Source organism: Limosilactobacillus portuensis (genome assembly GCF_014838735.1).
Taxonomy (GTDB): domain Bacteria; phylum Bacillota; class Bacilli; order Lactobacillales; family Lactobacillaceae; genus Limosilactobacillus; species Limosilactobacillus portuensis.
The window spans coordinates 82,232-95,271 of record NZ_JABUXQ010000004.1; the positions used below are offsets into that span (position 1 = coordinate 82,232).

Sequence of the window (13,040 nt, forward strand, 5' to 3'; positions counted from 1 at the left end):
TCACTCCTCAGTTGATTCTTTATTTCCATCATCCTCTGTTTTAGCCAATTGGTCAATCAGAGTTTGCTTAACTTCCGCAATTGTTTTGCCCTTAATTTGGGTTGCAGCATTAGCTAGGTGACCACCGCCACCCATTTTTTCCATGATTAATTGAACATTCACATCACCCATTGAACGTGCAGAGATGCAGACCATTCTATCAGCTCGTTTAGTAATAACAAACGAAGCCTCTATCCCGTTAACCTGAAGAAGCATATCTGCCGCTTGAGCAGCCGTTACAGGATCATAGAACTGATCTTCCTCTCCAGCACAGATTGCAATTGAATCATTCAACTCTGCTAATGAAATTAAGTGATTACGTTTCATGAAACTATCTGCATTTTCTTTCATGAACATTTGGATCATCATCCCGTCAGCTCCAGCAGATCGTAAGTAACTTGCTGCATCAAATGTCCGGGTTCCCGCACTTTTGGTAAAGGATTTAGTATCAATTTGAATTCCCGTCAGCATTGCAGTCGCTTCTAGTTTATTCAACCCCTTACCTTCCCGTGGCTGGTATTCAAACATTTCAGTAATTAACTCACAGGTTGATGACGCGTATGGTTCGATGTAAACCAATAGTGGATTTTCAGGGAACTCTTCACCGCGTCGGTGGTGATCAATAATCACAAGGCGGTTCTGCAAGCGTTCATAAAGTTCTGGAGCAATCGTAATTCCCTTCTTAGCATGGTCAACCATTACCAAAAGACTATTAGGAGTAGCCTTCTCAAGCGCCTCTTCAGGGGTAATAATATGCTCCTTAATTTCCTGGAAGTTATCCATTTGCTTCAAAAGACGCTGAACATCAGAGTGCGCCTGCTCATCATCAACAACAATCCAACATTCACAGTTATTCATTTCCGCAATTCGGCGAATTCCTAAACAAGCACCTAGTGAATCCATATCAGGGTTCTTATGTCCCATTACAAAGATTTGATCTGCCTGGGCCATTAGCTCTTGAAGGGCCTGACTAATCATTCGCGCTCGAACTCGTGTCCGCTTTTCCATTGGATTAGTTTTCCCGCCGTAGAACCGTGCTTCAGAATCCTGAGCGCGAACAACAACCTGATCGCCACCTCGTCCTAGCGCAAGATCAAGGTTATTTTGAGCAGTATCAGCTAATTTTACCAGATCATTTTCACCATAAGCAATCCCAACGCTTAACGTTACTGGTGAGTTCTGTTTTGAAGTGTTTTCCCGAATAATATCGAGAATCTTAAACTTCTTTTCTTCCAATCGTTTTAATGAAATTTGATGTCCAATAATCAAATAATTATCATCATCAATTACCTTCATTAATAAGTGATTCTCTGCCGCCCACTTACTAATTTCTGACGTTACATAGTTATGTAAATTGGAAACATCTGAATCGCTCATCCCCTGAGTTAGTTCAACATAGTTATCTAAATATATGTTTCCCAGAAAGATTTGCTGTTGTTTATAACGCTTATTGATTTCTTCATAGCTTGTCACGTCCATCATGTAGATAACATGATTATCCTTCTGAACCAAGAATTCAAATTGGCGATCCTGCCAAGTAACGATTGTCGGCTGCTTATCATTCCGATGCTCATTCTCTAGTTTGGCAAGCTCGTTATCAACTTCTTTAAGTTTCTTCCCAACAACAATTTTTAGATCAAAGTACTTAGCCATATAGGGGTTAATCCATTGAATTTCGCCCTGCTTATTCATCAAGATCATTCCTAAAGGCATTTCAAGCAGCGCTTCTTGTTGTCCCTGCTCAACCCGATAAGTTAGATCTGCTAAGTACTCATGAGCATCAACAACAATCGTTCGTAAACGACTGATACTAAGCTGACTACCAAAAAGAGCTACCACCAGAATCGCAATCCCAAGAAGCCAATTAATATAGAATCCCAGTACTAGACTAAGAATCGTTAAAATTAAAATGTAAATAAAATTCCATCGAACTGCTGGCTGTTTAAACAGCTCTCGCCAGTATTCTCGACTAATAAGATCTCTCATACTGGTCCTCCCGATTTTAACGTTTTTTGTTAATTATTAATTTTTGTTAAACAAATCAGTATCTATAATATCACATTGGTCTATTTGACTGCATCTCAACACTTACGGAATGAAAAATCTTTTAAAAATAAAGAATCGCAACAAATAATTGTTACGATTCTTTATTTTACGGAATTAATCTTCAGCAACGAATGGCAAAAGACCCATAATCCGTGCACGCTTAATAGCGATAGTTAACTTCCGTTGGTTCTTGGCGCTAGTACCAGTAACCCGACGTGGTAAAATCTTACCCCGTTCAGAAATAAACCGACGTAATAAATCAGTGTCTTTGTAATCGATGTAGTCGATGTGGTTTGCGGCGATAAAGTCGACTTTACGACGACGACGGCCGCCACGACGTTGTTGTGCCATGAAATTACCCTCCTATCTGGTTAAAGAATTCTTTAGAATGGTAATTCGTCATCAGATAAATCAATGGATTGACCATCATCCCCATCATTAGGGAATTGATTATCTGGTTGACTTGGTTGGTTACTATTACCACCAAAGCCATTAGACGAATTAGATTGAGGAGCATTATTTCCAGGTTGCGGTTGATTATTATTGTACTGTGGTTGACCTTGACCACCAAATGGTTGTTGATTGCCATATTGTTGACTACCACCATTTTGGCGTGGTTCAAGCAGTGCAAAATTATCGACAACAATTTCGGTAACATAAACTCGGTTTCCTTGTTGATTTTCGTAATTCCGGGTTTGAATCCGTCCTTCGATACCAACTAAGGATCCCTTATGAGTAAAGTTACTAAAGTTTTCAGCAGACTTACGCCAAATGACGCAATTGATAAAGTCAGCATCCCGATCCCCATTTTGGTTTCGGAATTGACGATCAACAGCTAAAGTAAATGATACAACAGCTGTTCCACTGGTTGTGTACCGCAACTCAGGATCTCTTGTTAAGCGTCCAGTAAGTACTGCACGATTAATCATTAGATCTCGTCTCCTCTCTATTAATTGAAGATCAAATTAAGCTTCACGCTTGATGATCATGTGACGTAGGATATCATCGTTGAACTTAGCTAAACGATCGAATTCGTTTAAGGCTTCGTCAGTGTCGGTAGTAAGGTTTACCACGTGGTAAGTACCTTCAGTGTACTTGTCAATTGGGTAAGCAAACCGGCGTGTTGACCAATCCTTGGAATCAGCGATGGTTGCACCATTGTCTTCGAGAATCTTGTCAAAGCGAGCTACAAGGTCGCTCTTTGCAGATTCTTCCATATCAGGACGAATGATGTAAGTAATTTCATATTTACGTGTTTCCATGAATGTTACACCTCCTTATGGACTCTGGCTCTTCCCGTAAAGATTAAGAAGAACAAGGAGAGTAGACGTCTGTTACGTATACTCACAAGAATAAAATATACCACAGACATTGGTTTAAAACAAGGAACAGGTAACAAGAAAATCCTGAATTTGCGGTCTAATTAATAAAGACGTAACAAATCAGGATTTCTATTTTATTTATTCAGTTTTTTCTTCAGTAGTTACTTCTTCAGTTGGATTTTCATTTGATGAAGAATCGTCTTCGCTATCTTCATCACTTTCTTTTTCAACCTTCGCAATCGTTGCAACATGTGTTCCATCATCCATCTTAATTAGATGAACACCTAATGCTGAACGTCCAGTCTGCGATACTGTTTCAACACCGAAACGAATAATCACACCATGGTCCGTGACCAGCATAATATCTTCGTCTCCCTTAACAGTTGTTAGGCCAACAAGAGGTCCATTCTTCTTCGTTACGTTAACGGTCTTAACACCTAAACCGCCACGACCCTTAATCGGGTACTCGCTAGCAGGCGTTTGTTTACCGTAACCCAACTCACTAATTACTAGGACATTGCTATCATCATCAAGCGGTGCAGTACCGATGACATAATCGTCATCCCGCAAGCGAATTCCGCGAACCCCTGCTGCTGAACGGCCCATTGACCGGACAACAGATGAGTTAAAACTTAGGGCGTAACCATGGTGCGTTCCGATAATCATGTTTTGTTGATCCTTAACTATATCAACATGGATCAGCTCATCATTATCGTGAAGGTTAATCGCCTTCAACCCATTACTTCGAATATTCTTAAATTCGGTAACTGGTGTTCGCTTTACGGTTCCCTGCTTAGTGGTAAAGAAGAGGAACTTATCATCATCGTTGGTTTCATGTGAAACGTTAATCACAGCACTAATCTTCTCTTTATTATCAATTCCAAGTAAGTTAATGATTGGAATTCCTTGAGCAGACCGACCGTACTCTGGAATTTCGTACCCCTTCATGGAGTAAACCTTTCCTGAATTAGTAAAGAAAAGGAGCAAGTCATGAGTATCACTAGAAATTAATTGTTCAATGAAGTCATCCTTGTGAACTCCCATTCCCTTAACACCACGACCACCACGGTGTTGAGACTTAAATTCATCTACTGGCAACCGCTTAATGTAACCATTATGCGTTAAGGTGACGATGATTGATTCTTCCTCAATCAAATCTTCATCTTCAATGTTAGTAATATCACCGACTTGAAGTTCTGTCCGTCGCTTATCACCAAACTTCTTTTGAATTTCTAACAATTCATCGTAAATAATTTGGTTGATCCGTTCTTGGTGAGCAAGAATGTCTTTATAATCGGCAATTGCTGCCATTAGCTTCTTGTATTCGGCCTCAATTTTTTCTCGTTCCAAACCAGTTAACCGAACTAACCGCATATCAAGAATTGCTTGAGCTTGACGATCCGATAGTCCATAGTTTTCCATCAATTGGTTTTTCGCAATTTCACTTGTCTGAGAGTTCCGAATAATATTAATGATTTCATCAATATGATCTAAAGCAATTCGTAACCCAGCAACAATATGAGCACGATTTTCAGCTTTTTTTAGATCAAATTCTGTCCGCCGTCGAACAACATTTTCTTGGTGTTCTAGGTAATACTTAAGGATTTCCTTCAAGCTAAGAATCTTTGGTGCGCCATTAACAATTGCTAACATATTGAAATTGAAAGTCGTCTGCATCAAGGTCATCTTGTATAAATTATTCAAGATCACTTCAGCACTAGCATCACGACGAACATCAATTACGATCCGCATTCCTTCACGATCGGTTTCATCATTAACGTCAGTAATTCCTTCAATTTCCTTATTCCGGGCTAAATCAGCAATCCGTTCAATCAGCTTTGCCTTATTAACCATGTAAGGAATTTCGTGAACAACAATTTGTTGTCTACCGTTCTTTCGTTCTTCAATATCGACTTTAGCCCGAACAACAATTGTCCCTCGACCTGTCTCATAGGCTTTCCGAATTCCAGACTTGCCCATGACAACGCCACCAGTTGGGAAATCTGGTCCTGGCAAGACTTTCATTAAATCTTCAGTTGTAGCGTCTGGATTATCCATCAGTACGTGGATCGCACTAATAACCTCTCCTAAATTATGGGTTGGAATATTCGTTGCCATTCCGACAGCAATCCCTGAAGCACCATTAACAAGTAAGTTAGGGAACCGCGCTGGTAGCACAGTTGGTTCCTTTTCGGTTCCATCATAGTTATCTTGAAAATCAACAGTATTCTTGTTAATATCCCGTAACATTTCAACGGCAATTTTACTCATTTTGGCTTCGGTATACCGCATAGCAGCGGCACTATCACCATCAATTGAACCAAAGTTACCGTGACCATCAACCAACATGTACCGGTAACTAAAGTCCTGTGCCATCCGTACTAACCCTTCATAGATTGAAGAATCACCATGAGGGTGGAATTTTCCCATAACATCCCCAACAATCCGGGCAGACTTCTTATATGGCTTATCCGGAGTAACCCCTAATTCATTCATCCCGTATAGGATCCGTCGTTGTACTGGTTTCAACCCATCACGCACATCCGGGAGCGCCCGAGAAACAATAACACTCATGGCGTAGTCTAAGAATGAATTTTTCATCTGACTAGTCAGGTTAACGTCCGTGATCCGGTTATTTGATAGATCGTTTTCAGCCACTATCGTTGTTCCTCCTTTAAATTTGAGTGTGATGCCTGAAAAAAACTCCAGTAGTTACCAAGCTTTTATTCCGGTTCACACACCAATCTTATAAATCAAGATTTTCTACAAACTTAGCATTCTTCTCAATAAAGTCACGCCGCGGTGTAACCTTATTCCCCATCAACATCGGGAAGATTTCTTCTGCTGCCTTGGCATCATCAAGGTTTACCCGGAGCAGGTGGCGCTTTTCAGGATCCATCGTTGTTTCCCAAAGCTGTTCAGCATCCATTTCACCAAGCCCCTTATAACGTTGAATAACAGGTTTCGGACTTGGTTGAAGCGAGTTAACAACCCGATCAAGCTCTTCATCTGATTCAATGTACTTTACAAATTTTCCTTGACGAACTTGATATAGCGGTGGTTGGGCAATGTAGACATAACCATGTGTGATCATTGGCTTCATGAACCGATAGAAGAGAGTCAACAGCAACGTCCGAATATGGGCACCATCAACATCGGCATCGGTCATAATAATCAGCTTATGGTAATTAGCCTTGGTAATATCAAAGTCTTCACCAAAGCCTGTTCCCAATGCTGTAAACAGGGACCGAATTTCATCGTTTGCTAAGATTCTGTCAAGGGTCGCCTTTTCAACGTTTAAAATCTTTCCCCGAATTGGCAAAATTGCTTGAGTCAACCGAGAACGTCCCTGTTTAGCAGAACCTCCAGCTGAGTCCCCCTCGACAATAAATAGTTCAGATATATTTGGATCCTTACTGGTGTTATCAGCTAGCTTACCTGGTAAGTTGCTAATTTCCAGGCCACTCTTTTTTCGGGTAACTTCACGTGCTCGTTTTGCCGCTACCCGAGCTTTAGAAGCTAGTTGTCCCTTTTCGATAATTTGCCGTGCTTCGTCAGGGTGTTCAAGTAAGAATCGGTTAAATGTCGCTGCAAAAACATGATCAGTTGCTGTTCGTGCATCAGAGTTTCCAAGTTTTGTCTTAGTCTGTCCTTCAAATTGCGGATCTGGGTGCTTGATAGAAACAACCGCGGTCAATCCTTCACGTACATCATCCCCGGAAAGCGTCTCGTTTCCCTTTAAGACTCCTGACTTATGTCCATAATCATTTATTACCCGAGTTAAGGCCATCTTAAACCCAGTTTCGTGCGTTCCACCTTCATAAGTATGGATGTTGTTGGTAAACGTCAGTAAATCACTTCTGTAAGAATCAGTATATTGAAGAGAAACTTCCACAGTAATGCCATTTTCTTTTCCTTCAACGTAAATTGGTGGTTCAAAGAGAGTGGTTTTCCCTTCATTCAAGAAGTCTACATAGTGCCGAATTCCACCTTCGTAATGGAATTCTTGCCGTTCTGACTCCTTATCACGCTTATCTTCAATTGTGATTTTTAATCCCTTGTTCAGGAATGCTAATTCACGAAGACGGTTTGTTAAGGTCTTAATGTTGTATGTAGTTGTTTCACGGAAAATTTCCGGATCCGGCTTAAAATGAACAGTTGTCCCATGAACATCTTCCGGCACATTTTCATCAATTACCTTCATTGAGGTCTTAACGTGACCATGATCAAAGTCCATGTAGTAACGCTTACCCTGACGTGAAACCTTAACATCAAGTTCTGTAGAAAGGGCGTTTACAACTGAAGCACCAACACCGTGTAATCCACCAGAGACCTTGTATCCGCCACCGCCGAACTTACCACCGGCGTGAAGAACAGTAAATACTGTTTCAAGTGCTGGTTTCCCGGTCTCTTTTTGAGTATCAACAGGAATTCCCCGTCCATTATCAGTAACAGAAATACTATTATCTGGTTCAACAACCACGTTAATTTCATCACAGAATCCAGCTAGGGCCTCATCAATTCCGTTATCGACAATTTCCCAAACTAAATGGTGTAGCCCTTGAGCCGAGGTCGAACCAATATACATCCCTGGCCGTTTTCGTACTGCATCAAGCCCCTTAAGAACCTGAATTTGACTGGCATCATACTCGCTCGCTAACTCAGCTTTTGTTTCTTTTTGCTCGTCGCTCACTGTGTTTCCCCCCTGCTCAAAGTACCATGTTCAATTTCAAAGATTTTCGGTTGATGAATTAACTGCCGTGCAACATCATTTAAGCTTGTTGTTGTCAGAAAGGTTTGTACCTTATCTTGAAAGGCAGTTAATAAGTGTGTCTGACGAATAGTATCTAATTCAGATAGGACATCATCTAAAAGCAGTAACGGATATTCCCCGGTCTGCTCCTTCATCAAGTCGATCTCCGCCAACTTAACAGATAATGCCGTTGTTCGCTGCTGGCCTTGTGAGCCAAACGACTGAACGTTTTTCCCGTTAACCATAAAGTGAATGTCATCCCGTTGCGGTCCGTACATTGTGGTTCCCTTTTCAATTTCCCAATCTACATGGGACTGATAAAGCTCTAACAAATCTTGATATGCTTGTTCAACGGTGGTTTTTTCACTCAGCTTTAACTGAGTAACATAGTCTAACCGTAACTGCTCAGCATTTAACGATATTTTTTCATGAAGCTGCGAAGCCCACTTTTCCAAATGCTGTAAGAATTGATAACGCGCAATAATAACCTCTGCACCGTATGCAGCTAACTGATCAGAAAGCACCCCAAGTAAAACCTTATCGTGCTGTTGACCGTATTTTAACTGCTTTAAATACTTATTTCTTTGGCGCAGTAAAGTTCGATACTGCCCAGCATTATAAAGATACTTACTACTCATCTGACTAAATTCCATATCCATAAAATGACGCCGCAGTGCTGGTGCTCCCTTGACTAGGGACAAGTCCTCCGGCGCAAATAAAATGGCATTTAGTTGACCAACATATGTAGATAATCGAGCCTGCTCAAGATGATTGACCTTGGCTCGTTTTCCCTTAGAAGTAAATTCTAATTCTAACGGAACGCGTCCACTCGTCTTTTGAACAATTCCGCTAATGGTTGCTGATTTATGCTGCCAATTAATTAGTTCTCGGTTGTTATGGGTCCGGTGACTCCGTGTTAATGACAATGCATAAATTGCCTCTAACATATTCGTTTTTCCCTGGGCATTGTGACCAATCAAGACATTAACTCCAGGAGCAAAATGAACTGTCAGATCTTCGTAATTACGAAAGTTATGTAAGTGCAATTCTGAAAGAATCATGCAATTTCCTACTTACTCTTAATCATAATTGGTTCATGTTCAGGAATGATAACAACATCTTCTGGATATAATTTCCGACCACGACGATTCTCAAGTTCGTCATTAATCCGAACATCATGCTCCTTCAAAAACCACTTGGCTGCACCACCAGTTGGGATAATTCCTTCTTCCTTGAGTAATTGTCCCAGGGTGATGAACGGCCGATCTATTTTTATGGTCTTGGTTTCCACACTTAATCACCTACTTTTCACAAATACTATTATACCACATTTAAGAGGTTAAAAACGCGCAGATAGCCTTTTTAGGCTTCTTAGTAGTTATTAGCCTTTTTTGTCAAAATCGAGTTAAAAACGCTTAATTTGCTTAAAACACGATTTCAGCAAATTTTTAAAATAAAAAAGGGTTATGACAAACTAGTTATCATAATCCTCTTACATGTCATTAGAATGTTCGAACTGGCGTAATTAAGTGAACAAAGTTTTCTGTATCTTCCGTTGGGACTAACGTAAACGGCCGTAATGGAGAAGTAAATGAAATCTTAACCGTTGATTGACCAAAGGATCGCAATGCATCTTTCATGTAATTTGGATTGAAGGAGATTTCTAAGTCATTTCCCTCAACCGCTGATGTGGCAACATCTTCTTCCACCATTCCGATATCTGGTGAATCACCGCTAATTCGAACCAATTTTTCGCCAGGCTTAATGGTTAATTTAACAACATCATTCCGACTCTCATGCGAAAGTAACGAAGCCCGGTCAATTGAGGATAGGAACGTTCCCGCATCTAATTCTACTGTCGTATCTGATGTGTCTGGAATCAACTGACTCGTTTCCGGATAATTTCCTTCTAACAGTCTGGAATAGAAGTGCGTATTACCAAAAATAAATAATACTTGGTTATCGGTAACTTGCATCTTTACTTCATCATCAACGTCACTAATCATTCCAGAAAGTTCATCTAAACTCTTCCCAGGAATAATAACATCGTAATTAACATCGCCAACACCATCTAATTGCACTTTCCGTTGTGCTAGTCGATGACTATCAGTAGCAACTGCTGTAAGCAATCCATCATGCAACGTTACGTGGATCCCAGCAAGGATTGGCCGACTTTCTTGTTTAGAAACAGCAATGACCGTTTGCCGAATGACTTCTTTAAGCATGTCATTGGCAAGAACCACAGTATTATTTGCTTCAACTTCTGGTAAATGAGGAAAGTTTTCTGCATCTTGTCCATTAATTTGGAATTTGGCATTACCTGAAGTAATATCAGCTTGAAAACTACTAGTAATTTCAATAGTTACATGCTTGTCTGGAAGCTTCTTAACAATTTCACTGAAGAATCGAGCTGGTAAAACAATTGAACCAGGTTCATCAATTTTTAATTCATAATCTTCATTGCTAGCTGACATTACACTTTCAATTGTAATATCTGAATTACTACCAGTTAGTGTAATGCTATCGTTAGCTACTACCATTTTTAACCCAGTTAGAATTGGAATAGTAGTTTTAGATGAGATTGCTCTAAGAACATTATTTAATTGACTAATAAATGCTGAACGATTGATGGTAAATTTCATTATCAATGCTCCTTTAGTAGGTTATATATACTTATATTAATACTTTAAAATATAGTCGAAGTAGTAGAGCCTGTTAATATTGTGGATAACTTAGTTCGACTAAGAAAAATCAACGTATTCGCTTGTGGATAAGTTGTGGATGAAATTGGGAATAACTTTCAAGTTTTCCACAACTATGCTTTTAATTTCGCTTTTAATGTATTTAGCTGTTCTTGAAGTTCGTTATCAGTTTGGAGCTCTTCTTCAATTTTATCAATTGCGTGAAGAACGGTTGTGTGATCCTTCCCGCCAAATTCTTTACCGATTTTTGGCAATGAGTAATCAGTTAGTTCACGAGAAAGGTACATCGCGATCTGACGCGGAACAACAATTTGCTTGACCCGCTTTTTTCCAACAATGTCACTTTGGGTAATATTGTAAAAATCAGCAACATTTTTTTGAATTGACGTGATCGTAATTGTTGTTTTAGTAGTCCTTTGCAGTCCACGGAGAGCTTGTGATGCAAGGTGCGGCGTAATTGGTTCTTGGCTTAAGTTAGCGAATGCCTGAACCTTGGTTAGTGCTCCCTCAAGTTCACGAATATTGGTATCAATCTGTCCTGCAATATAGTTCAAGGTATCATTTCCAATATTAATGTGATCTTCCTCAACTTTACTCCGCAAAATAGCAATTCGGGTCTCCAGATCTGGCGGGGTAATCTCAACCGTTAACCCCCAACGGAATCGTGAAACGAGACGATCCTGCAGTTCTGGAATTTCATTTGGAATTCGATCAGAAGTCATGACAATTTGCTTTTTATTATCGTGAAGAGCATTGAATGTATTAAAGAATTCAAGCTGAGTTCCTTCCTTGTTAGCAAGAAACTGAATATCGTCAATTAATAATAAGTCCAGATTACGGTACTCTTCACGGAATTTCTCCGTAGAGTTACTTTGGATAGAATGGATAAAATCATTAGTAAATTCTTCGCTAGTAACGTATTTTACTTTTGCTGTTGGATTGAGTTGAAGCATATGGTTACCGATTGCTTCCATCAAGTGGGTCTTTCCTAGTCCCACACCCCCATAAATGAAAAGCGGGTTATAGAGACCACCGGGACTTTCGGCAACTGCGAAGGCAGCAGCATGAGCCATTTTGTTTCCTTCACCAACGACAAAAGTTTTGAAGTTGTAGTGAGGATTAAGTGGCGTATCCATTTCAAAATTATTTGATTCTGCTGGTCGATCATTTTGATAAGGATCGAATTCTCCCTCAAGAACAAAGTGCGGTTCAATCTCTTGATTAGTAACCGTTTTGGCGTACTGCTTTAATTCAGCCTTTAAGTTTTTTTCCCAAAAATCACGATGAACTTTTGTGGGTACTTCAACTTCTAATTGGTTTTGAGAGAGAGAGAGTGGTTTTGCCGGAGCAATTAATGTGTCAAAGGTAACCTGACTTTTGCTTTGACGAAATGAATTTTGGATCGCTTCCCATAGAGAATCGAGCTCAGTCAAAATAGTTCCCCTCCTAATAGATATTAAATTACAAACGACATTTTATCATTATGAAAAAAAGTTTTCCACAGGTTAGTGGATAATCAAAAAATATTTACACAACACTGTGTGTAAATTCAAAAAAGTAATGTGAAGATTGGGGATAAAATAAAAAAATAATAGTTTTCCACGTGTCCTGTGGATAACTAATTACTATAACAAAGGGATTTAAACGACTTATAAACAGTTTTGTACAGGGCTGTGGATAACTTTAATAACAGGATGTGAATTGTTGAAAAATGCTGTGAAATCACGGTTAATAACTTATCCACAGGAATGAGAAATACACAACGCTGTGGATTATTTTTACGCTTCTGTGGATAAACAAAAAAATCTAAAAAAATTTCACGTTTAATATTTGAGAAAAGTATGTTATACTTCCAGAGTATGTTTGAAGAGATCGTCTTTTTAGACTATAAAAACCAAACCATTCAGATTGAATAGGAGGTGCATCGTATGAAGCGCACGTTTCAACCAAAGAAGCGTCACCATGCACGTGTCCATGGCTTCCGTAAGCGTATGAGCACCAGTAACGGCCGTAAGGTATTAGCACGTCGGCGTCAAAAGGGCAGAAAAGTATTATCTGCATAATTACGGCCACTTTTATAGTGGCTTTTTTTATTGCAAGGGCAGGGCAGTCAGCTTGACGAGCTATCGTTTCGTTGGAGCTGCAATGTCCGGCCCTTTTTATATTTAGTTAAGGCTG

Annotated in this window: 11 protein-coding genes; 1 reads left to right on the forward strand and 10 read right to left on the reverse strand. The window is 39.8% G+C overall.

The features are described from left to right. From HUK49_RS02165 to dnaA, 10 genes are all read right to left on the reverse strand, one after another. A complete protein-coding gene (locus HUK49_RS02165) occupies window positions 1-2,025 on the reverse strand; it encodes a DHH family phosphoesterase (RefSeq protein WP_191912477.1) in 2,025 nt (674 codons plus the stop codon). A gap of 174 nt (window positions 2,026-2,199) precedes the next feature. Further along, window positions 2,200-2,436, reverse strand: a complete 237-nt coding sequence (gene rpsR, locus HUK49_RS02170; RefSeq protein ID WP_003716302.1) for a 30S ribosomal protein S18 — start codon at window positions 2,434-2,436, stop codon at window positions 2,200-2,202. Between the two features lie 32 nt (window positions 2,437-2,468). Then, window positions 2,469-3,014 carry a single-stranded DNA-binding protein gene (gene ssb, locus HUK49_RS02175; RefSeq protein WP_102168020.1) on the reverse strand — a complete coding sequence of 182 codons (546 nt, stop codon included), beginning with the start codon at window positions 3,012-3,014 and terminating at the stop codon, window positions 2,469-2,471. Window positions 3,015-3,050: 36 nt separating this feature from the next. Continuing rightward, complete coding sequence (gene rpsF, locus HUK49_RS02180; protein ID WP_003716304.1) at window positions 3,051-3,347, reverse strand: 30S ribosomal protein S6; 297 nt, start codon at window positions 3,345-3,347, stop codon at window positions 3,051-3,053. Window positions 3,348-3,545: 198 nt separating this feature from the next. Further along, window positions 3,546-6,065 (reverse strand): DNA gyrase subunit A, encoded by a 2,520-nt coding sequence (gene gyrA, locus HUK49_RS02185; RefSeq protein WP_191912478.1) that lies wholly within the window; start codon window positions 6,063-6,065, stop codon window positions 3,546-3,548. Between the two features lie 88 nt (window positions 6,066-6,153). Further along, entirely contained in the window at window positions 6,154-8,100 is a 1,947-nt protein-coding gene (gyrB, locus tag HUK49_RS02190) for a DNA topoisomerase (ATP-hydrolyzing) subunit B (RefSeq protein ID WP_191912479.1), read from the reverse strand. After that, a complete protein-coding gene (recF, locus tag HUK49_RS02195; protein WP_191912480.1) occupies window positions 8,097-9,221 on the reverse strand; it encodes a DNA replication/repair protein RecF in 1,125 nt (374 codons plus the stop codon). Before recF ends, gyrB begins: the two co-directional genes overlap by 4 nt. 8 nt (window positions 9,222-9,229) lie before the next feature. After that, entirely contained in the window at window positions 9,230-9,451 is a 222-nt protein-coding gene (gene yaaA / locus HUK49_RS02200; protein ID WP_102168016.1) for a S4 domain-containing protein YaaA, read from the reverse strand. 211 nt (window positions 9,452-9,662) lie between these two features. After that, window positions 9,663-10,802 carry a DNA polymerase III subunit beta gene (gene dnaN, locus HUK49_RS02205; protein WP_191912481.1) on the reverse strand — a complete coding sequence of 380 codons (1,140 nt, stop codon included), beginning with the start codon at window positions 10,800-10,802 and terminating at the stop codon, window positions 9,663-9,665. A 173-nt stretch (window positions 10,803-10,975) separates the two neighbouring features. After that, entirely contained in the window at window positions 10,976-12,295 is a 1,320-nt protein-coding gene (gene dnaA, locus HUK49_RS02210) for a chromosomal replication initiator protein DnaA (RefSeq protein ID WP_191912482.1), read from the reverse strand. Window positions 12,296-12,790: 495 nt separating this feature from the next. On the opposite strand from dnaA, the gene rpmH reads away from it, so the two are divergent. Next, a complete protein-coding gene (rpmH, locus tag HUK49_RS02215) occupies window positions 12,791-12,925 on the forward strand; it encodes a 50S ribosomal protein L34 (protein WP_191912483.1) in 135 nt (44 codons plus the stop codon). Window positions 12,926-13,040 lie beyond the last annotated feature (115 nt).